The sequence below is a fragment of the Nocardia sp. NPDC003999 genome, from assembly GCF_053604885.1.
Genome location: NZ_JBSGIB010000016.1, coordinates 34,988 through 55,880 on the forward strand (window position 1 = coordinate 34,988; position 20,893 = coordinate 55,880).

22 protein-coding genes are annotated in these 20,893 nt (G+C 68.5%); 11 read left to right on the forward strand and 11 right to left on the reverse strand.

Going from position 1 to position 20,893, the window contains the following annotated elements:
- Positions 1 to 74: 74 nt before the first annotated feature.
- Positions 75 to 251, reverse strand: a complete 177-nt coding sequence (locus tag ACWESM_RS26525; RefSeq protein WP_281875328.1) for a gallidermin/nisin family lantibiotic — start codon at positions 249 to 251, stop codon at positions 75 to 77.
- 255 nt (positions 252 to 506) lie between these two features.
- Between ACWESM_RS26525 and ACWESM_RS26530 the strand changes: the two genes are divergently transcribed.
- From ACWESM_RS26530 to ACWESM_RS26550, 5 genes are read left to right on the forward strand one after another with little or no spacing between them, the layout of a single operon-like run.
- Positions 507 to 1,076, forward strand: coding sequence for an RNA polymerase sigma factor (locus tag ACWESM_RS26530; RefSeq protein WP_364433261.1), 570 nt, complete (start codon positions 507 to 509; stop codon positions 1,074 to 1,076).
- Positions 1,073 to 1,972, forward strand: a complete 900-nt coding sequence (locus ACWESM_RS26535; RefSeq protein ID WP_355073498.1) for a hypothetical protein — start codon at positions 1,073 to 1,075, stop codon at positions 1,970 to 1,972. Before ACWESM_RS26530 ends, ACWESM_RS26535 begins: the two co-directional genes overlap by 4 nt.
- Complete coding sequence (locus ACWESM_RS26540) at positions 1,969 to 2,583, forward strand: hypothetical protein (RefSeq protein ID WP_452494048.1); 615 nt, start codon at positions 1,969 to 1,971, stop codon at positions 2,581 to 2,583. The genes ACWESM_RS26535 and ACWESM_RS26540 overlap by 4 nt, the downstream gene beginning before the upstream one ends.
- Positions 2,580 to 3,353: a hypothetical protein gene (locus ACWESM_RS26545; protein ID WP_364433254.1), complete on the forward strand. Its 774-nt coding sequence runs from the start codon at positions 2,580 to 2,582 to the stop codon at positions 3,351 to 3,353. Before ACWESM_RS26540 ends, ACWESM_RS26545 begins: the two co-directional genes overlap by 4 nt.
- A gap of 17 nt (positions 3,354 to 3,370) precedes the next feature.
- A complete protein-coding gene (locus ACWESM_RS26550; protein ID WP_355073504.1) occupies positions 3,371 to 4,246 on the forward strand; it encodes an ATP-binding cassette domain-containing protein in 876 nt (291 codons plus the stop codon).
- Here ACWESM_RS26550 and ACWESM_RS26555 read toward each other — a convergent pair whose 3' ends face one another.
- A complete protein-coding gene (locus ACWESM_RS26555; RefSeq protein ID WP_452494051.1) occupies positions 4,247 to 5,296 on the reverse strand; it encodes a glycosyltransferase family 2 protein in 1,050 nt (349 codons plus the stop codon).
- A 76-nt stretch (positions 5,297 to 5,372) separates the two neighbouring features.
- Between ACWESM_RS26555 and ACWESM_RS26560 the strand changes: the two genes are divergently transcribed.
- Complete coding sequence (locus tag ACWESM_RS26560) at positions 5,373 to 5,813, forward strand: DUF2511 domain-containing protein (RefSeq protein WP_397280109.1); 441 nt, start codon at positions 5,373 to 5,375, stop codon at positions 5,811 to 5,813.
- 13 nt (positions 5,814 to 5,826) lie between these two features.
- On the opposite strand, the gene ACWESM_RS26565 is transcribed toward ACWESM_RS26560, so the two are convergent.
- The 6 genes from ACWESM_RS26565 to amaB form a co-directional block, all read right to left on the reverse strand.
- Positions 5,827 to 7,170: a DoxX family protein gene (locus ACWESM_RS26565; RefSeq protein WP_452494053.1), complete on the reverse strand. Its 1,344-nt coding sequence runs from the start codon at positions 7,168 to 7,170 to the stop codon at positions 5,827 to 5,829.
- 63 nt (positions 7,171 to 7,233) lie between these two features.
- Positions 7,234 to 7,509, reverse strand: a complete 276-nt coding sequence (locus ACWESM_RS26570; protein WP_452494055.1) for a hypothetical protein — start codon at positions 7,507 to 7,509, stop codon at positions 7,234 to 7,236.
- 18 nt (positions 7,510 to 7,527) lie between these two features.
- Positions 7,528 to 7,911: a hypothetical protein gene (locus tag ACWESM_RS26575; protein ID WP_452494057.1), complete on the reverse strand. Its 384-nt coding sequence runs from the start codon at positions 7,909 to 7,911 to the stop codon at positions 7,528 to 7,530.
- A gap of 1 nt (position 7,912) precedes the next feature.
- The gene (locus tag ACWESM_RS26580; protein WP_364433334.1) at positions 7,913 to 7,996 is read right to left on the reverse strand and encodes a toxin C-terminal domain-containing protein; all 84 of its coding nucleotides are present in this window, start codon (positions 7,994 to 7,996) and stop codon (positions 7,913 to 7,915) included.
- A gap of 62 nt (positions 7,997 to 8,058) precedes the next feature.
- The gene (locus ACWESM_RS26585; protein WP_355073518.1) at positions 8,059 to 8,436 is read right to left on the reverse strand and encodes a DUF4258 domain-containing protein; all 378 of its coding nucleotides are present in this window, start codon (positions 8,434 to 8,436) and stop codon (positions 8,059 to 8,061) included.
- A gap of 208 nt (positions 8,437 to 8,644) precedes the next feature.
- On the reverse strand, positions 8,645 to 10,174 hold the full coding sequence (gene amaB, locus ACWESM_RS26590) for an L-piperidine-6-carboxylate dehydrogenase (protein WP_356964620.1): 1,530 nt from the start codon (positions 10,172 to 10,174) through the stop codon (positions 8,645 to 8,647).
- A gap of 112 nt (positions 10,175 to 10,286) precedes the next feature.
- Between amaB and ACWESM_RS26595 the strand changes: the two genes are divergently transcribed.
- From ACWESM_RS26595 to ACWESM_RS26605, 3 genes are all read left to right on the forward strand, one after another.
- The gene (locus ACWESM_RS26595; RefSeq protein WP_039796222.1) at positions 10,287 to 10,739 is read left to right on the forward strand and encodes an Lrp/AsnC family transcriptional regulator; all 453 of its coding nucleotides are present in this window, start codon (positions 10,287 to 10,289) and stop codon (positions 10,737 to 10,739) included.
- Positions 10,740 to 10,803: 64 nt separating this feature from the next.
- A complete protein-coding gene (gene lat, locus ACWESM_RS26600; RefSeq protein WP_364433233.1) occupies positions 10,804 to 12,138 on the forward strand; it encodes an L-lysine 6-transaminase in 1,335 nt (444 codons plus the stop codon).
- Positions 12,139 to 12,264: 126 nt separating this feature from the next.
- On the forward strand, positions 12,265 to 13,506 hold the full coding sequence (locus ACWESM_RS26605; protein WP_364433230.1) for a YncE family protein: 1,242 nt from the start codon (positions 12,265 to 12,267) through the stop codon (positions 13,504 to 13,506).
- Positions 13,507 to 13,530: 24 nt separating this feature from the next.
- On the opposite strand, the gene ACWESM_RS26610 is transcribed toward ACWESM_RS26605, so the two are convergent.
- The gene (locus ACWESM_RS26610; protein ID WP_355073528.1) at positions 13,531 to 13,875 is read right to left on the reverse strand and encodes a hypothetical protein; all 345 of its coding nucleotides are present in this window, start codon (positions 13,873 to 13,875) and stop codon (positions 13,531 to 13,533) included.
- Positions 13,876 to 14,058: 183 nt separating this feature from the next.
- Here ACWESM_RS26610 and ACWESM_RS26615 point away from each other — a divergent pair, with 183 nt between their 5' ends.
- Positions 14,059 to 15,528, forward strand: a complete 1,470-nt coding sequence (locus ACWESM_RS26615) for a serine/threonine-protein kinase (RefSeq protein ID WP_452494060.1) — start codon at positions 14,059 to 14,061, stop codon at positions 15,526 to 15,528.
- A gap of 170 nt (positions 15,529 to 15,698) precedes the next feature.
- Entirely contained in the window at positions 15,699 to 17,663 is a 1,965-nt protein-coding gene (locus tag ACWESM_RS26620) for a serine/threonine-protein kinase (RefSeq protein WP_364433223.1), read from the forward strand.
- A gap of 178 nt (positions 17,664 to 17,841) precedes the next feature.
- Here the strand turns inward: ACWESM_RS26620 and ACWESM_RS26625 are convergent, their stop codons facing one another.
- Together ACWESM_RS26625 and ACWESM_RS26630 are read right to left on the reverse strand one after the other, a co-directional pair.
- Complete coding sequence (locus tag ACWESM_RS26625; RefSeq protein WP_355073534.1) at positions 17,842 to 18,780, reverse strand: patatin-like phospholipase family protein; 939 nt, start codon at positions 18,778 to 18,780, stop codon at positions 17,842 to 17,844.
- A gap of 132 nt (positions 18,781 to 18,912) precedes the next feature.
- On the reverse strand, positions 18,913 to 20,718 hold the full coding sequence (locus ACWESM_RS26630; protein ID WP_452494063.1) for an acetyl/propionyl/methylcrotonyl-CoA carboxylase subunit alpha: 1,806 nt from the start codon (positions 20,716 to 20,718) through the stop codon (positions 18,913 to 18,915).
- Positions 20,719 to 20,893 lie beyond the last annotated feature (175 nt).

The following is a 20,893-nucleotide window of genomic DNA, read 5'->3' on the forward strand; positions in this document are numbered from 1 at the left end:
GCCCAATTCCTTCGAAGTGTTCGACGATGTGGGGCGTCCGGGCCGAGCGGCGGTGCTCGACCCGGACCTCCGGATCAACAGCAGTGGCTGCAGCCGCTGCCGCCACCCGAGCTGGTGCAGCCGGGGGTGCAGTACGACCAGCTGGTGACCGCCGCGTTGCCCTGGATGTTGCCGACACCCACACGGATGTCGAGATCGAACAGGTCGACGGTTTCCACTGTCTCCACCGGTTCCACAGACGCCGTACTCACGGTGTTCTCCCTTCTGAGGCGAGTGCCCGGCCGATCGAACGACTCGGCCGAGGGAGGCCCAGCGATCCCACCGGGCCCTGCGGCCGGTGCTGTCCCCCGGGTATCGAGAAAAGCAGCGCCCCTGCGGCGGTACAACGTCGCGATCGGTATCTGGCAGCCGCGCCGTGGGCTGCCAACATGCGCCGGGCACCGCCGCGCGGATGTCGCCCCCGCCGCGGTTGAACCATTCGGAACCCGACCGCTACACAAGTGGGTGTGGACTCGGACGAAGCGCTGCTGGCCGCGGTGGCAAGGGGGGACCAGGCATGTTTGCGCGTGCTCTACGAGCGGCACGCGCCGACGATGCTGCGGTTGGTTCGCAGGATGACGACGCAGAGCGGGGTCGCCGAGGAGATCCTGCAGGAGACTTGGCTCGCCGTCTGGCGCTCGGCGGACAGCTTCCGCGGCGAGTCGTCGGCGCGCGGCTGGCTGTTCGGCGTCGCGAAGCGTCAGGCCCACAACTACTTGCGCAAGTCCGTGCTGGTGACGGTCGACCTGGACGAGACCGCGGAACTGTCCGACCGGACCGGCACCGTCGAAGACATCGTCCTGGCCAATGCCGCCAGGGCCGATCTCGTCGCGGGAATCCGCGAACTGCCCGAGCATCTGCGTGAGGTGTTGCTGCTCGTCCTGGTCGACGACCTGTCCTATCCGGACGTCGCCGCGATCCTCGGTATCCCGGTCGGCACGGTGAAGAGCCGGATGTCCCATGCCCGTAAGCGGTTGGCGCTGGCGTTGGCCGGCACCACCGCCGACCTGTCCACCCGATATGGAGGTGAGAAGTGACTTCCCCGATCTCATGGGGGCCGCATCTTTCGGATGACCAGTTGGTCGGTGGACGCGACGATGCCGCCGCCGCGCACCTGAGCGCCTGTCCTGATTGTCAGGCCCGCGCCGAGGGCTGGCAGAACGTGGCAGTCGCCGCGCGGCAGGTCTCCGCCGCATCGGCCGGTGTGTTCCGCACCCCTTCCTTCGATGCGCTGCTCGGCGATGCCCTCGGCATGCCGTGGTCCACGCCGAGGCGAGCGCGGGCCCTCGGATGGCCCGGGGCGCTGTCGGTGGCCGCGGCGCTGGTGCGCGCACAGCTGCGCCTATTGCCGCGCGCGCTGCTCGTGCTGAGCGTGCTCGGCTTCGTGGGGTGCGTCGTCGGGGCCGTGCTGACGAAGCGAAGCGAGTCCGCGCCGACCGTGTTCGGCCTTGCGGTAACCCTGGTGTTCCAGGCCGGAACCCTGACCGCGTGCCGATCGCGATCGGATCCGCGGCTGGAGTTGTTCAGCACTCTGCCCATCCCGCCCGCCGTGGTGTTCGCGTGCAGGCTGGTGCTGGTTCTGCTCGCCGACACCGCGCTCGCGCTGTTCACCTCCGTGCTGGCGAACCGCCTGGGCGCGGCGTCGGACGTCTCGGCCATGATCGCGGGCTGGCTCGGTCCGGCGATGTTCGCCTCGGCGGTCGGTGTCGTCTGCGCGGTCTGGAGTTCCGCGCAGATCGGGGCCGTGGCCGGGGCAGTCGTATGGCTGCTCGGCGCCGCCGCGTCCTCGGATGCCGGTCCGGCGCGACGAATCGGCGCGCTGATCGAGCCACTGTGGTCCACCTCGACGGCATCGCTCGTGCTCGCGGCGCTGCTGCTGGTTGTCGCCGCGGTCGGGATGAGCAGGCCGCGATACGACGCGGTGGTCGGATGAACCCATTCGCGCCGACCCGCTACCACCACGATGTGAATCCGATCTGGCTGTACGAAGCTCGCCGCTGCGGGGCAGGTGTGCTGGCCCTTCCGCTGCTGGTGGCCGCGTTGATCGCCCTCGCGTCGGCCGTGTTCGGCGCCGACGAAGTGTTGTGGAGCGCCGCGTTCGAAGCCATCCCGCTGGTGGCGGGACTGGCTTGTGCGACAGCCGTAGGGCGAGAGCGGTCGATCGAGGTGCAGCTGAGTGTGCCGACGCCGTACCCGGTGACCGTCGGGCGGCGGGTCGCACTCGTCCTCGGTACGACGGCCTGCGCCGTGGTGCTGAGCGGCCTGTCCGCGATGATCACCGATGGGCCCGCCGTCCTGGCGGGCAATCTGGTCTTCGCGCTCGCGCTGATCAGCATCGCGACTTGGGTCGGCGCCGGTTTCGGTTCCACCAGTGGAGCCTCCGCCGTCGTCACGACGGTGTGGCTGGTCAAACTATTGCTGCTGAGCGAGGTCGCGCGGCACACTCAGGCGGTGCTACTGCTCGCCCTCGCGGCGTCGTGCGTCCGGCCGACCCTCCTGCGCGTCACCGACAGCGAGGCACAGTTGCGCGGAGCACACCGATGAGCGCCTTCCTGGGGCTGGGCGCGACCATCCGCTATGAGGCGACGCTCGCACTCCGGCAGCGGGTGTTGTGGTTGTCGCTGCTCCCGCTCACCGCGTTGATCATGGTACTCGGCGGCTTTCCGCACGGCCGGAACCGAAGCGGGGAGATGGCCGCGATCGGTGACACCGCTCTGCTGATCAATTTCCTCGGTTCCCTCGGCATCGCCATCGCGCTGGCCGACCGCTTGGCCGGGCAGCGCAGACCCGGTCTGCGTGAATTGTTCGGGGCCACCCCAGCAGGCGGTGGGATCAGGTCTCTCGGTGTCCTTCTCGGGCCATGGCTGGTCGCGTCGATTCCCAGCGCGCTCGTCTTGTCGGCCATGGGCGCGTGGCTGACTATCACCACCGGCGAGCCGGAGCTGTCGGTTGCGGCGGCAGTCGGACTGCTGACGATCGTGGCGCCGGGATCGCTGCTGCTCACCGTCCTGGCCAACGTCGCGAGCCTGCTGCTGCCCAGCACCGTCGTCCGCGTGCTGCTCTTACCGTTCTGGTACTGGGCTACGGTGCTGACGCCACTGATCCCTCTCCCGACGGTGGCCAGGACAGTGCTGTCCCCGCTCGGCGACTACCAAGCGGCGCAATGGCTGGACGTCACGCTGGCCCGTCAGGACGGCGGCTGGCTGCATCCGGCGCCCGGTTTCCTCCATGGAGTCGCCGCGCTCGGAATCACCCTCGCGACCACGGCACTCGCCTTTCTCGTCGGCCATCTGCTGCTGGCCGAGAACCGTTGAGCTGGAATGGAGTTCGGATGACCATCACCCTGCGCAACGTCACCAAGGTCTATCGAGGCGGCACGGTCGCCTTGCACGAGATAGACCTGACCGTCCTCGAGGGCATGACCGGACTGCTCGGCACCAACGGAGCAGGCAAGACCACCCTGATCCGGATCCTGACCGGAACCATTCGGCCGACCTCGGGGACGGTATCGGTCTGCGGCCACGACCTGTCCACCACCGCGGGACGCACCGCCGCGAAGCGGCTGCTCGGTTATCTGCCGCAAGAGCTCACGCTCTACGCGGACTTGACCGGACGAGAGTTCCTCGACTACGTCGCTCTGCTCAAAGGCATCGACGACAAACGGAACCGGTGGTCCCAGATCGACAGCTTGCTGGAGCGGGTCGGATTGGATTCGGCCGGTGCGCAACGGATCGGCCGGTATTCCGGTGGCATGAAACGCCGACTCGGTATCGCGCAGACACTGCTCGGGGACCCGAAGCTGATCATCGTGGACGAACCGACGGCCGGACTCGACCCCGAGGAGCGGATTCGCTTTCGCGCTCTGCTCGGCCGGCTCGGCGGCGATCGGATCGTCGTCCTCTCCACCCACATCCTCGACGACGTGGCGCACAGTTGCCCGATGGCGGCCGTGCTGACCGAAGGCCGGATGGCCTATCACGGCACGACGCCCGGATTGGTTGCCCTGGCCGAGGGCCGGACGCATTTGGTGCGCGCCTCCCACGAGCCGCGCGGCGACTTCACCGTGGTGAACGTCACCAGCACCGCCGAGGGACCGGAGTACCGGATCGTCGGACCGACGCCGCCGCCCGGCTCGCGTCCGGTTGCTCCGACCTTGGACGACGGCTATATCGCTCTGCTGCGAACCGCCAGGGCGGGGACGCCGTGATCACGCCGTCGCGCCGCCGGTGAGTGTCCTCAGGTAAGCGTGCTGACGTGGGAACCGGGCACGCAGCACACCACCGATCGCTTGTGCGTGCTGGTCGGTGGCGCACCACAGCGGAAGCAGGATGGCGTATCGGCTGCCCACGGCCGTGCTAGCCAGCTCCTCCAGCAGACAGTGTTTCCCCTGTTGAACGAAGAACTCGCGTAGCTTGTCGTCGACCTCGTCGCGGACTATGCCCTCTGCCGTGCGGTAGCGGCTGGAATCAGCAAGAGCCGCATACCAATCGCGGAGTTCGGTGAGATGAATCGCGCGGGCGGCACTGCGGTGTTCGTCCGTTCCGATGGCCTGCAGAACCGCTTCGGCCTCGGCCTGGCTGTCCACCCACTGCAGTACGACCGCCTGCGGCGGGCGAAGTCCGTTGCGCCTCGTGTGCGGGCCGACCGTGAGGAGCGCGGTGCGCTCGGCGGCGACCGCGAAGTCGAAGCCGTGCCGGGCCGAGCGAAACCACAGATCCCAGTCCTCGTATCCGGCGTGTTCGGTCGTCCAGTAACCGACCTCCGCCAGCAGCTTTCGCACGTGACCGACGCGGGTCGGCTCGAACATGGCATTGGTGGTCTGCAATTCGGGATGCCAGATCAGATCGGTGAAGCCACTGCGATCCAGCTCCGCGTCGGACTCGTCGACCCGTATGCAGCCGGTGGCGGCGAGTGCGGCGCCGCCGTCGAGCAGCCCGAGCAGTGTCGCGAGGTGGGTCGGTGACCACCGATCATCGTGGTCCAGGTACGCGACATACGGCGCCGTCGCTGCCGCGACCCCCGCATTGCGCGGCCCTCCGGGGTGCCCGTAGGGGCCGACGCGCAGCAGTTGTATCCGCGGGTCGCGATAGGCGCGGACGACGTCGTCGGTGTCGTCGGTGGAGCCGTCCGAGACGACGAGCAGCGTCCAGTCGGCGACGGTCTGCGCCAGTACGCTGTCTATCGTTGCCCGGATCGCCGTGGAACGGTTGAACGTCGCGCACACGATATCGATCCGGGACGGCCGGTGAACGGACAACAACTCTCCTGGGTCGGGTGGGGCCTGTTCTCGAGCTTATTCGCCGCGGCTGCCATCGCCGCTCATGAACCGAAAGATGGCAGTGCGCAACGTTATGGATAGAAGAATTCCACTGTGCTCGGAGGAGGGGACGATGATTCGGCGTCTAGTGATCGGTGTGGTTTCCTGCGGTGTATTGGCCGTCGCGGCGTGTGGTGGCGGTTCGGGGGCCAAGGACCCGGATCATCCGAATCCGGTTCCGGTGCCCGAGCCGACATCCAACAGCCAAGCGGTGGCCAGTGAGAACCTCGGCTATCTGTGGCCGTTCACGATCGCGCACGGCACCATCGAATGCCGCGCGGGCGAGGTTGCGGTGTTCGTCGCTCCGGACGGAAAGGCGTACGCGCTCAACGAAAGAGCAGAACAAGCCGGGCTGGCCAGTATCGAACCCCTTCGCGCGAACGGTGCCGGGGGCGACAAGATCAGTCTCGGCGCCCTGCGCAGCCGCGCGCTGGCGCTTTGCAAGTTCGCGGGCTAGGAAGTCGGGTGGCTCAGCGGCTGTTCGGGTTGTACGGGTAATCCTGCACCCAGTGGAACCGGCGGCTCAGCAATGGAAATGTGCCTGTGTCGAGATGCCGAAGCCCGATCTCCACGCGGTGACCCTCGAGCGTGCCGGACAATCGCGCGCTGTCCGCTGTCGGGATTTCGAGCGTCAGCGTCGAGATGACGTTCGGCGAGTCGTACCGGCTCAGATCCAACCGATGGTTGGCCACGTCGACGGTTGCTCGGTAGACGGTGATGGAGTCGTCCATACGCTGCACCTTGAACTCGCCGGGGTATTCGAAGAACACGCGCCGCCAGCGTCGGTCATCGGTGACGAGCGGCGGCACCTCACGGCCGTCCGATACCAGCCGATCCACCTGCCATATTCCGTACATCGGAGGCCTCGGTCGCCCTTCGCCATGTTCGCTCCACGCGGCCATACAGTCCTGCGCAATGGGGATCGCGATCCACAGCCCCAGCAGTATCTGTCCGAGCAATGCCATGCGGTTCAACCGGCGGGTCTCGAACAGTGCAGGCAGGGTCGACAGCCCGACCGGTCGATGGGACAAGAGCACGTTCAGCAGCCTGCCGAGGTCTGGCGCCAGCAGGAAGACACTCATCGACAACAGATGTAACGACATCGACTTGACCGGTACGTCGTAGGTCAGATTCAGCACGAAGACCTGGGTCAAGCCGATGGTGCCGAGTAGCGCGCCGAGGGTCGTCGTACGCGGCAGCACGAGCAGCATGCCGCCGATGGCTTCGAAACTGCCGATCATGATCTCGTAGGCAGGTGCGGCGCCGACCGACGACCAGAGCAACCCCATCGGCGTCAGCTCGCCGAACGGCGTCACCAGCGTGGTCAACGGTGGTGACGGCATCTGCGTCAACAACACTTTCGCTGTGCCGTACAGCATCAGCTGCCCCGCAAGCGTGAACCGCAGAAACAGCCGGAACCAGACGAGCAGCGCCGGGTAGGCAGCTCGGTGGCGATCCAGAACGGACCAGACGAGGGTGGCCACGGCAGCGATGACCAACAGACAGCACAGCAGCACCCAGTCGTAGGTCCGGTCGCTACTCGCGGTCGCTTCGTGCACCAGCGGTTCGTGCACGCCGAAGACATGCGCGGCGGCCCAGTCCACGAGGGGAGCGGGCAGCAGTCCTGCGCTCAGTCCCGCGGACGGTCTGCTCACGAACCCGAGCAAGGGGCTGATCACCTGGGTGCACAAGCAGTAGAGAGCGAAATAGCCGAAACAGAAGCGGAATGCGATGCGCGTCAGTGGGTGCCACGCGCGCACCGCCGGGGCATCGTCTTGTTCCTGACGCGGCTGCGCAGCGATGATCACCGTCATTCGATCTCGATCCTGCGCTCGCCGGTGCCGACGAGCGCGGTCAGCGCCCGCGGGGCGGGCGAGTCAGTCCGGTGCGATGGACGCCGTGCGCCAGTCGTCGAGTTCCGCCAGGAAGTCGATGAGAACGAGCTGATTGCTCGCGGTGAGTGCGGCGCCGTCGAGGACTTTCTGGAAGATGTGGCGGTACAGCTCGACCGTCGCCCGGTCGTAGTCATAGCGGAACGTCGCCCGGTCGTCGATGCCGTTGTCGGCCGCGAACCGGGCCAACCGGGCCACCTGCCCTTCGGTCAGGCCGTCCGGGAAGAGGATCTGCCACCGTTGCGCTGCGGGCTCGGCCATGATGGTGCTCCAATCGTGTCAGTCGAAGTCGAAGAAACTGTCGTCCGCGTCATAGATTTCCTCGCGCGGATACGCCAGGTCTCGCAACCAGTCGTCGAACCGTTGGATGAGCCCGCGGATCGGTGCCAGGTCCTGGTCGGCCGTCGGCTCGTTGTTCACCACCTTGCGCAAGACCTGGCGGCAAGCATCCACTTCGGTGCTGTCGAGGACGCCCGAAAACCAGAACCGCGGGTCTCGCCCCGTCCGGAGGAAAGCCGCCGAGTCCGCGGGGGCCATGCCCTCTGCGACCGCGTAATCCGCGATACGCTCGACGCTCTCCTTCGTGATCCCCGGTTCGAAGCGTATTTGCCACGTTCCGGCGGCGGCCGGAGCAGCCGGGATCCGGTCGTTCGGACGATCCAAGTCAGTCACCAATCCGGTTGAGGTTTTCGTCGTACGTCCCCATCCGGGTGTCCTTCGAGGCGAGCCTTTCCGGGGAACTCGCCATCGGGTGCCGCGAGCGCCACACACATGCGGGCTGTCATCGGCAGTTGCCGGCTCGGAAGACCGCTACATCACCGTGACGATGTAGGCGTCCTCGTTGATCGCCACGGAGACTCCGCCCCAGGTCACCAGCCAGGTGCGGTGCTCGGGCTGCCATTGCCCCTCGTAGTGGCTGTAGATGGCGGACTCGACCTGATCCTCGTTGATCCGGCGCTCGGCCATTCGCTGGCGTGCGTGATCGGTGTATCCCGCGATGTAGTGGGGGCGGCGCCCCGCCACCGCGTCGAAGTCGATCTCGGTCACCGTCGCGGGCCGCTCGCTCAGGACGACGGCGGAACTCGCGCCCGGAACGACGGCGGAAGCCGCCGCCGCGAACGGTATGCCGGACAGCAGAATGGCGAAGCCGGCCAACGGTGCCGCGGCCGCGCGGATGATGGATCGCATAGTTCCCCTCCTGAATGACTTCGGGCGCGCTACCGCCCGGTGGCCGGGTGGCGTCCGAACCGGGCTGCCCACCCATAGCGGATCCCATAGTGCCCCCGCTGGGCTCGGGAAACGTCGGCCCATGCGGTTTATGGCACCCGCATGGCAGCCGAGCCGGTCAGGATGTGGCAGCCGCCGCAGATGTGGCAGCCGGGGAGGGGTGTGGCGTTCAGCCGAACTCGATGCCTTGGGCGAGGGGGAGTTCGGTGGAGTAGTTCACGGTATTGGTGGCTCGGCGCATGTACGACTTCCAGGAGTCCGAGCCGGATTCGCGGCCGCCGCCGGTCTGCTTCTCGCCGCCGAAGGCGCCGCCGATCTCGGCGCCCGAGGTACCGATGTTGACATTGGCGATCCCGCAGTCAGATCCGTCGGCGGCGAGGAAGCGTTCGGCCTCGCGCTGGTCTGTGGTGAAGACGGCGGACGAAAGGCCCTGCGGCACTTCGTTGTGCAGGGCGATCGCGCGATCGAAGTCGTCATAGGTGAGCACGTAGAGGATCGGCGCGAAGGTCTCCTCCCGCACCACCGCGGTCTGGGCGGGCATGCGCACGATGGCGGGCCGCACGTAGTAGGCGTCGTCACCGAACCCATCGACTCGCTCGCCGCCGCAGACCAGTTCGCCACCGTCGGTCACGGCCTTGTCGAGCGCCGCGCGCATTCCGGTGTATGCCTTGCCGTCGATCAGCGGCCCGACCAGCACCCCGTCGTCGAACGGATCGCCGACGGACAGTTGCCGGTACGCCCGTTCGAGACGGTCCAGCAGCGGGCCGGCCACGCTTCGGTGCACGATCAGCCTGCGCAGTGTCGTGCAGCGCTGCCCGGCCGTGCCCGCCGCCGCGAACACGATGGCTCGCGCCGCGAGGTCGAGGTCGGCGGACGCGGTGACGATCGCGCCGTTGTTGCCGCCCAGTTCCAGCAGGCAGCGCCCGAGCCGCTCGGCCACCCGTGGCGCCACCAGCCGACCCATCCGCACCGAGCCGGTCGCGCTCACCAGCGCTACCCGCTCGTCGTCGACCAGGCGGGAGCCGACGGCGCTCGCACCCTGGATCAATTGATGGATCTCGGGGTCCGCGTCCACTTCGCGGGCCGCCCGCCGCAGCAGCGCGTGACAGGCCAGCGCGGTCAGCGGCGTCGTCTCCGACGGCTTCCACACCACGGTGTCGCCGCAGACCAGCGCGATCGCCGTATTCCATGCCCAGACCGCGACCGGGAAGTTGAACGCCGAGATCACCCCGACCACGCCGAGCGGATGCCAGGTTTCCATCAACCGGTGGCCAGGACGCTCCGAGGGCATGGTGTGGCCGTACAGCTGCCGGGACAGACCGACGGCGAATTCGCAGACGTCGATCATCTCCTGTACCTCACCCGCGGCCTCGGCGGGGATCTTGCCCGCCTCGAGCGTGACGAGCTCGGCCAGGTCGCTCTTGTGCGCGGTGAGCAGCCGACCGAGGCTGCGCACGACCCCGGCCCGGACGGGCGCCGGAACCCCGCGCCAGGCGCGGAAGGCGGTAGCGGCCCGGCCGATCGCGGCGTCGACCTCGTCGAGCGAGCTGGATCGCACGGTGGTCAGCTGCCCTCCGGTGATCGGAGTGCGTGCGGGCAGATCGCCGGGTTCCGATGGCGGCGCGCCCAATTGGCGCAGCACCGCTTCCGCGCGGGCGGCGAGTCGCTGGGTGGCCTGGTCGTCGAGTACATCGGTCATCTGTTGTTCCGCCATACCTTTCGGCCGCGTCGCGGCGTGTCTGTCCCACATAGCGGGAGGGTGGAGGTCAGGTTCCGGACACGAGGCGGGCTGCCTGAGTTAGCCTTCGCTGATGGCGGATACACCGGCAAGACCCGTACTCGATGACATCGATCGCCTGCTGATTCGTGAACTGATGGCCGATGGACGGGCCACTCTGTCGAACCTGGCCGAAAAGGCGAGTCTGTCGGTGTCCGCGGTGCAGTCACGGGTCCGCCGATTAGAGGCGCGCGGTGTGATCCGCGGGTACACCGCGCACGTCGATCCGGAAGCCCTCGGCCAGCTGCTGTCTGCATTCGTCGCGATCACTCCTCTCGACCCGTCGCAACCCGATGACGCGCCGGCGGTGTTGCAGCACATCCCCGGCATCGAGGCCTGCCACTCGGTGGCCGGTGAGGAGAGCTACATCCTGCTGGTGCGCGTGGCGTCCCCTCGGCACCTCGAGCAGTTGCTCCAAGAGATCAGAGCCACCGCCAATGTGCGCACCAGGAGCACCATCATCCTGCAGACATTCTACGACAGGTGACGATTCGGTGTAATTAATCCGCCATGTTGTAGAGGTTCCGTAAATTTTTACGTACCCTCAGGGCGTGACCATCGAACTGGAACGCACCCGCCCGGCGGTCACCCCCGCCGCCCGGGTCCACGAGATCTTGTCGGCGAGCATCCTGGCCGACGGCTTCGACTTGGTACTCGACCTCACCCGTTCCCGTGGCTGCCGCCTCGTCGACGAACGCGACGGCAGCCCCTACCTGGATATGTTCGGCTTCTTCGCGTCCAACGCGCTGGGCATGAACCACCCCGCTCTGAGCGAGGACGCCCAGTTCCGGGCCGAGCTGCTCACCGCGGCGGTGAACAAGCCGAGCAACTCCGACATATACACCGTCGAGATGGCCCGCTTCGTCGAGACGTTCGTGCGGGTGCTCGGCGACCCGCGGCTACCGCACCTGTTCTTCATCGATGGCGGCGGACTCGCGGTGGAGAATGCCCTCAAGATCGCGTTCGACTGGAAGAGCAGGCACAACGAAGCACACGGCCGCCCAGCGGAACTCGGCGCCAAAGTGCTGCACCTGACCGGCGCGTTCCACGGCCGCACCGGTTACACCATGTCGCTCACCAATACCGATCCGGTGAAGACCGCGCGTTTCCCGAAATTCGACTGGCCGCGTGTCAAGTCGCCTTATCTCACCGACGCGTTCGACGTCGAGGAGGCGGAGGCCTGCGCGCTGACCCAGGTGCGGCGGGCATTCGAGGAAAGCCCGCACGACATCGCGTGTTTCATCGCCGAGCCGATCCAGGGCGAGGGCGGCGACCGGCATCTGCGTCCACAGTTCCTGCAGGCCGTGCAACGGTTGTGTCACGAGAACGACGCGCTGTTCGTGCTGGACGAGGTGCAGACCGGCGTAGGCATGACCGGAACGGCCTGGGCCTACCAGCAACTCGGCTTGGCGCCGGACGTCGTCGCGTTCGGTAAGCGGACCCAGGTGTGCGGCGTCATGGCGGGCGGGCGGGTGGACGAGGTACCCGACAACGTCTTCGCGGTCAGCTCCCGGCTCAACTCGACCTGGGGCGGCAACCTGGCCGACATGGTGCGCAGCAGGCGCACCCTGGAGGTGTTGGAGCAGGACGCGCTGATCGAACGCTCCCGGCCGTTGGGGGCGCACCTGCTCGAACGGCTCGGCGCGCTCGCCGCCCGGCACGCCGATGTCAGCGAGCCGCGCGGGCGCGGCCTGATGTGCGCGATCACCCTGTCGTCCTCCCGGCTGCGCGACGAGGTACTCACCGCGCTGCGTGAGCGCGAGCACGTGCTGATCCTCGGCACCGGCGAGCGGGGCATCCGGTTCCGTCCTCCGCTGACGGTCACCGGCGCCGAACTGGACGAGGCCGTCGACGCGCTGGATCGGGTGCTGACCAGCCTCGCATAACGCACGGAGGTTCGATCCGGACATTCCGGTGCACTCCGGCGCGGGCGCGCCGGAATTCCGGATTCGGCTCCTAGGCTTCGCACCCATGTCATCTCGTCTTCACCACGCTCCGACAAGGTGCAGCAGGTGAACCGACAGCGGATGTTTCGGCGTTGCGCGCCCCACCTCGTCGTCTCCATGCTGCTGCTGTCGGCGCCGGCCGGCTGCGCGGCCGGTGACGCCGGCACGGTGGGCGACGAGCAGAGCCGGACCGCCCAGATCACCGTCGCGACCCCGGCCGCCGCGGCGGCCCCCACTACAGGCGTGCTCCCACCGCACATGACCGATCCGCTGCCGGGGATGCCGCCGCCGCTCTCAGCCACCGACGTGTACGTGGCCGACCGAGAGCTCAGCCCCACCGTGGCCGACCACCGCCCGCTCGTCTACGTGCCCAACAGCAAGTCGAATACGGTCTCGGTGATCGATCCCGAGACCTTTCGAGTGATCGACACCTATGCGGCGGGCGGCTCGGAACCACAACACGTCGTCCCGTCGTACGACCTGCAGACGCTCTACGTCACCAACGATCTGCCGATCGGCGCGGGCAGCCTGTTGCCGATCGACCCGAGGACGGGCAAGCCGGGCGAACCGTTTCCCGTGCGCGATCCCTACAACATGTACTACACGCCGGACGGCCGGTACGCGCTCGTGGTCGCGGAGGCGGACAAGTCGCTGGATTTCTACGATCCGCGAACCTGGCAGAAGACGCACGCCATGGCGGTGCCCGACTGCGCCGGAGTCGACCACATGGACTTCACGGCCGACGGCCGTTTCGCCCTGGTCTCGTGCGAATTCAACGGCCGCATGCTGGTTTTCGACGTGGCCGAGCGCAAAGTCGTCAAGCTGGTCGATCTGCCCGGCGGTCGCTCGGGCATGCCGCAGGACGTGAAGCTGTCCCCGGACGGCCACACTTTCTTCGTCGCCGACATGACCGCCGACGGCATCTACCTGTTCGACGCGCACACTTTCGAGAACACCGGATTCGTGCCGACCGGCAAGGGTGCCCACGGCCTCTACATCACCCGCGATTCCGCGCAGATGCTCATCACCAACCGGCACGAAGGCAGCGTCTCGGTGTGGGACTTCGCGGCGAACGGGCTCGTGCGCAAGTGGTTCGTGCCCGGCGGCGGCAGTCCCGACATGGGCAACATCTCCGCGGACGGCCGCGTCTTCTGGGCGTCCGGCCGGCACCACGACGAGGTGTACGCCATCGACATCGTCAACTGGAATCTGCTGGCTCGCATCCCGGTAGGGAAAGGGCCACACGGACTCACGATCTGGCCGCAGCCGGGCCGCTACTCCACGGGCCACACCGGCGTCATGCGCTGACCCTCGGCCCGGCCTGCGCAGCGGTCAGGACCTGACCGGACGCAACCCCAGACCGCCTTCGACGAAGCGCTGAACGGACGTCAGCCCGGCGTCCAAAGCGGCCTCGTAGCCGGGGCGCGCCCATCCGCTCACCTTCGCGGTGCCGTCGGCCTCGGGCGTCACCCCGATTTCGGCGACCAGCTCGGCTGTGGTCGGTTCGCAGACCGCCCAGGAGAAGTGCGTCTCCTCCGCCCAGCCCGCACCGCGCCGGGCCACGTAGTCCGGTTCGGTGATGCCGCCCGCGGCCAGGGCGGGGCGGTCGTCGATGCGGTCGTCGGCGCGCAGGGCGCGCAGATACCAGGCGCCCGCGTTGATTTCGATCGGCTCCATCAGCGTTCGGCCGTTCCGCCGCGCGAGTCGTCGGCGGGCACTCCGCCGAATTCCGCGACGCCGAACGGCCTCGCTGCGACATGATCGGATGGCCGCCACGTCGCTTTTGCGCGTTTCGCGGTAACGAACCGGATTTGGGGTAGCTCGATCATGAGGAAGAGGCTAGCGGGAGGTTCTATCGATATGGGCGAGCTATGGTTCGGCCATTACCGCCTCGATCGGTTGCTGGGCAGCGGCGGCATGGGTGAGGTCTGGCTCGCGCACGACACCACGACCGACCGTGCGGTCGCGTTGAAGCTGTTGACCACCGCGTACGCGGCGGACCCGAAATTCCGGCAGCGGTTCACCAGGGAGGCTCGGCTCGCCGCCCAGGTGCGCGGGCCGCACCTGGTGCCGATCCATTCGTTCGGCGAGCTCGACGGCCGCCTGTACATCGATATGGAGTTCATCGAGGGCTCCGACGTGGCCGCGCTGCTGCGGCGTTCGGGGCGGCTGGACCCAGAGCGGGCGATCGAGATCATCGCGCAGACGGCCGCCGCGCTCGACATCGCACACCGTGCGGGCCTGGTGCACCGCGACGTGAAGCCGTCCAACATCATGGTGACGCCCGGCGACACGGTCTATCTGATCGACTTCGGCACCGCGCACCGCAGCGACCAGCCCGCGATCACCGCCACCGGCAACGTGGTGGGCACGCTGGCCTACATGGCGCCGGAGCGGTTCGACCGGGCTACGGGCCCACGTTCGGATCAGTACTCGCTGGCCTGTGTGCTGTTCGAGTGCCTGACCGGGTACCGGCCGTTCGACGACGGCGAGCCGCCACGCCTGTTGCGCGCCCACCTCATGCAAGCACCGCCGTCGGCATCGGCGCTGAATCCGGCTCTCCCGCCCGCACTGGACGCGGTGATCGCGCGCGGCATGGCGAAGGACCCGGACCAGCGCTGGTCCAGTGCGGGGGAACTGGCTTCGGCCGCGCACGTGGCGCTGACCGGCCGGGACGTGAACACGGTCGAACTCGCCTCCGCGGTGCCGACCGTCGTACTGCCGCCGCTCCGTGCGGTGGCCACCTCCGGCGTCTCGCCCCGGACCGGTGTCTCGCCCACGACCGGTGTCTCGCCCACGACCGGTGTCTCGCCCACGACCGGTGTCTCGCCCACGACCGGTGTCTCGTCCGGTACGCGTACGTCCCTCGGACCGCGCCTGGCGCTGGCGTCGTTCGGGGCGCTCGCCGCGGCGGTCGCCGGGGCGTTGTGGCTGGGACGGCCGGACGTGGCCGACGCGGGACCGGCGACAACGCCGCTGCCGTCGTCGAACCAGGACCACGGGACACCGTCGAACCCGCCGTCGCAAGCCCCGGCCGCGCCTGCGCCGATCTCGGCGCCGATCGTGGTCCTGCCCGGCGCGGGCCAGCCGTGCGATCCGGCGGTCGACGTGCACAGCGTCGTTGTGGACGGCCTGGTGCTCACCTGTACTCCGTCGGCGGGCCGCCCCAGCTGGCTTCCCGCGTCGCCCGCGTCCGGCGGTGTCGCCGTGCGGAACGCCGACGACTCGAACGGACCCGGGCAGCAGTATTCCGGCGACAAGCACGACCGGGGCAAGCCGGATCACGCGAACCAGGGACATGGCAGGGACAAGCCCAAACCGGGCAAGTAGGCGGGCCGTTGCCGGACTGTCGTCGAGCCCACAGTGGTGTGTGACGCGGGGCGGGGTTACGCTCCGAAGAAGGCCATTTTTACGGCATTCGCGCGGTGACCTGCTGATTTTCGTTCCGCGCCGCGGGGAGGCCGGATCGGCCAGATGTCAACGCTGACTGGAGGTTCGCGATGGGGGAGGTGCGATTCGGGGGCTACCGGCTGGAGCGACTGCTCGGCAAGGGCGGTATGGGGCAAGTGTGGCTCGCCTACGACACGGTGGCCGCGCGGCGGGTGGCGTTGAAGCTCCTGCCTGCCGAACTCGCCGCCGCCGCGGGATATCGCAAGCGATTCGAGCGTGAAGCCGAAGCGGTGGCGCAACTGCGCGATCCGCACGTACCCCGGATCCACCGGTTCGGCGAGATCGACGGCCGGCTCTACATCGACATGCAGTTCGTCGAGGGCACGGATCTGGCGGGCAAACTGCTGGCCGAGGGAGCGCTGCCACCGGCCGTCGCGGTCGGCGTCATCGGCCACGTCGCCGCGGCGCTCGATGTGGCGCACCGGCGCGGACTGGTGCACCGCGACGTCAAACCGTCGAACATCGTCGTGCACCCCAGCGGCTTCACCTACTTGATCGACTTCGGCATCGCGCACGGGCTCGGCCAGACCGCCGTGACCACCACGGGCATGGCGATCGGCACCCTGGCGTACATGGCTCCGGAGCGGTTCACCGGGAAGGTGGACGGACGCGCCGACGTCTACTCGCTGGCCTGCGTGCTCTACGAGTGCCTGACCGGCTGCCGGCCCTACGGCGACACCGACCCCGCACAGCAGATGCACGCCCATCTGATGGCGACGCCCCCGCGAGCCGGTTCGGTGTGCGCCGCTGTCCCCGCCGCTCTGGATGCCGTCATCGCCCGCGGTCTGGCCAAGGAGCCGGACGAAAGATTCGCGACCGCCGGGGAATTCGCCGCAGCCGCGCGGTCGGCGATCGGCGTTCCCGACTCGCGAGCCGTGCCGCCGCCAGCGCCCCGTGCTGGTGGCGACGGCGGTCTCCCTGGGCAAGAGAGCCTTTCGCCGCGTCCGTCAGCTGGAGCCTCTGCGGCAGAGCGTTTTTCGGAAGCGCCGAGTGCACCGCCACGGCGCACGCCTACCCCGACCAAAGTCATGCCCCAGCCAGGCCCGACGCCGACGCTCGTGGCGACCAGGCTCGACTGGTCCACGGTCACCCCTGGGCCGATTCCCACCCCGGGCAAGGACGTTCCGCAATCGGGTCCGCCGGTGCGGGGATATGCCGGTCGGTCGGCCGTCCCTGGTCACCCCGCTGCGGGGCAGCCATATTCAGCAGGCGGGTATCGAAACGCGCCGTACGCCGCTGGAGGCGGACAGCCAGGTTGGCAGGGCAGACTGCTCGCCCTGCAAGCACGCGTGCTGTCCCCGAAGCCCGGCCCGGTCGCGCCGCCGTACCGGGCGCAGGCGCGCAAGGTCTTCCCGGCGGTCCCGCGTCCGGGTCGGCGGTCGGTTCCCCAGCGGCCGGGCGCCGCGATCCCCCGACGTCGGCGGAGCTTGCTGTCGAAGCTGATCGGCGCGCTGATCGTGGTGTTCCTCACGCCGTTCGCGTTCGCGGCCGGTTGCGTCGCGTTGATCGCGGCGGGAACCAGAGCCGGCGACTCCGGCACGCCCGCACCGACCCTGCCGCCCGCGGCGGTGGCGGTGGAACAACCCGGACCGTCCCGGGACGACCCCGTGACCGATCCGGCTGCCGTGGCGCCGATGGGCACTCCCGTTCGCGACGGCAAATTCGAATTCGTCGTCACGAAGGTCGACGCGGGCGTGTCACGCATCGGATTGCAGACGGCCGCCGGTTCGTTTCTGATCGTCACGCTGGCCGTCCGCAATATCTCCGACGAATCGAAGTGGTTCCTGCCGCTGGGCCAGCGCCTGCTGGACACGCAGAACACGCTGTTCGACCACAACGCCACCGCCACCATGTGGCAGAACACCCAACGGCGCCTCGGCTACTCCTTCGAGCTGCGCCCCGGGCAATCCGCCACGACCCAACTCGTCTTCGACCTCCCGCCGACGGTCACTCCCGACCATTTGGAACTCCACGACTTCGTTCTGTCCAACGGCGTCCGAGTCGCCCTCGGCTGAACGTCTTCGCGCGGCGATGCCGGTGCCGATCCGGAAACGGATGCTCTCCGCCCGAACACCTCGCTACCGGGGTGACTCCGCTGCACGGCGCGGCGAGCGCGGTGTCGAGCTCGGCCACCTGTATGCGGGTCCGCGATGCTTCGGCTTGCCCGCTGTGGATGGGAAGCGGCGAGCCCGCTCAGGCGGCTGGGAGGACGGCGGACAGCGCGGTGAGGACGGCTTGGCGGCCGATTCGCAGGCCCGCGGCCAGCAGCGTGGTGTCGCGGGCGGCGCTGTCGATGTCGGGAGAGCCGAGGGGCGGGTGGATTTGCAGTACCGAGTCGCCGAGTTCGGCGAGCGCGCGATCCTCGATGTCCTGTTGGCGGGGGCGTTCGAGCCACGCCCGGTACGCGCCGGGGGCCACCGCGCGCATATAACCGCCGCCGACGAGCTGGTGCAGGCGCGACGCGGCCGGGCGCCGTTCGTCCACGCGCCGGGTACGCAGGACCAAGGCGAGGGTGGCGCCCGCTCGGACCGCGGTGCGGATCGGCACGGTCTCGGAGAGACCTCCGTCGAAGAAGGCCGAACCGCCCAGGGCGACCGGAGGTCCGGCCAGAATGGGCAGGCCCGCCGACGCGCGCAGCGCGCGCATGAGCGTCCGCTTGTCGGTGATGTGCGGATGCAGGTCGACCGCCTGCCCGGTCCGGATATCGGTGGCGATCGGATGGAACGTCGTGGAGTTGGCGAGGATCGCCTCGAAGTCCATCGGTTCGATGCCGTCGTACACCTGATGCACGAGATACCGCAGATCGAACGCGGGGCGCCCGCGCAGCAGCCGAGCCGGGTCGATGGCACGGCGCATGATGGCAGGATCGGTCCACGAGCGCATGCCGGGGATCGCGCGCCCGCACAACAGCCAGGCGCCGTTGATCGCGCCCGCCGACGTGCCGTATACGGCATCGAATATCCCGGCGAGTCCGAGTTCCTCCAGCGCGGACACCATGCCGCTGGAGTACACGCCCCGGCTGCCGCCTCCCTCCACCACCAGCGCCAGGCGGTGACCGTCGGCACGGCCGCCCGTGGCACGACGCGCGCGGATCACTTCCGCGACAGGAGAGAGACTTGTCGAGCTGGTCACCGGATCACGATACGACACCACGGTATGCGTATCGGTCCAGCGGCGTGACGACGGAGGGACCGCCGCGTGAACAAAGGAGCGGGCGCGAACCTCCAGGTCCGCGCCCGCCCGTTTCCCGGTCTGCGCCGGGTACTACTTGATCTCCGCCAGAACGGTGCCCTGCGTGATCGCCGCGCCCGCCTCGACGGAAAGGCCGGTGACCACACCCGCCTTGTGCGCGTTGACCGGGTTCTCCATCTTCATGGCCTCGAGCACCACGATCAGATCGCCCGCCTCGACCGACTGGCCCTCTTCCACGGCGACCTTGACGACGGTGCCCTGCATCGGAGCGGTGACCGCGTCACCGGAGGCCGCGCCGCCGCCCGCGCCGCCACGCTTGCGCGGCTTGGGCTTCTTGCGGATCACGCCCGCGCCGTTGCCCGCTGCCCCGCCCGCTCCGGCGCCAACGGTGAAGTTACCCGGCAGCGAGACCTCGACCCGGCGTCCGCCGACCTCGACGACGACCTTCTGCCGCGGCGCTTCCTCGTCCTCGTCGGCCGGGGCGCCCGCGCCGGTGAAGGGCTCGATGGTGTTGACCCACTCGGTTTCGATCCACTTGGTGTAGACCTCGAACTTCTCGCCGTCGCCGATGAACGCCGGGTCCTCGACGATGGCCCGGTGGAACGGGATGACCGTGGCCAGTCCATCGACCTCGAACTCGGCCAGCGCGCGCCGCGCCCGCTCCAGGGCCTGCGTACGGTTCTCGCCGGTGACGATCAGCTTGGCCAGCATCGAGTCGAACTGCCCGCCGATCACGCTGCCCTGGACCACGCCGGAGTCGACGCGGACACCGGGGCCGGTGGGCTCCTTGTAGACGGTGACCGGGCCGGGGGCGGGCAGGAAGTTGCGGCCCGCGTCCTCGCCGTTGATGCGGAACTCGAAGGAGTGGCCGCGCGGCGTCGGGTCCTCGGTGATCTCCAGCTTCTCGCCGTTGGCGATGCGGAACTGCTGGCGCACCAGGTCGAGGCCCGCGGTTTCCTCGGTGACCGGGTGCTCGACCTGCAGACGGGTGTTCACCTCGAGGAAGGAGACCGTCTCGCCCTGCACCAGGTACTCGACGGTGCCCGCGCCGTAGTAGCCGGCTTCCTTGCAGATGGCCTTGGCCGAGGCGTGGATCTTCACGCGCACTTCGTCGGACAGGAACGGCGCGGGGGCCTCCTCGACGAGCTTCTGGAAGCGCCGCTGCAGCGAGCAGTCGCGGGTGCCCGCGACGATGACGTTGCCGTGCTTGTCGGCGATGACCTGAGCCTCGACGTGGCGGGCCTTGTCCAGGTACTGCTCGACGAAGCACTCGCCGCGACCGAAGGCGGCGGTCGCCTCACGGACGGCCGAGTCGTACAGCTCCGGGATCTCCTCGATGGTGTGCGCGACCTTCATGCCGCGGCCACCGCCGCCGAACGCCGCCTTGATGGCGACCGGCACGCCGTAGGTCTTCGCGAATTCGACGACCTCGCTCGCGTCTTTGACCGGGTCCTTGGTGCCCGCGGCCATCGGCGCCTTCGCGCGCTCGGCGATGTGCCGCGCGGTGACCTTGTCGCCCAGGTCGCGGATGGACTGGGGGGAGGGGCCGATCCAGATCAGCCCGGCGTCGATGACGGCCTGGGCGAAGTCGGCGTTCTCGGAAAGGAAGCCGTAGCCAGGGTGGATGGCGTCGGCGCCGGACTTGGCGGCGGCGTCGAGGATCTTGTCGAAGACGAGATACGACTCGGCCGAGGTCTGCCCGCCCAGGGCGAACGCCTCGTCGGCGAGCTTGACGAACGGGGCATCGGCATCCGGCTCCGCGTAGACGGCGACGCTGCCGATACCGGCATCCTTGGCCGCCCGGATCACGCGCACGGCGATCTCGCCTCGGTTAGCTACGAGTACCTTTGTGATCCGCGCGCTGGCATGGCTGGGCACTGAGCCTCCTGTGTGCATTCTTCTGGTCGCTTCGCCGGGGGTGGGGTCGCTGTGCGGGCTCCGCTCCCATAATCGACAAACTTACGTCTCGGGCGAGTGTAGGCAGTCTGCCAACAGTCGCCGAACTCGGCTAGGCCTACTGAACAGTAGGTCGCGGATCACAACGTACGCGTCC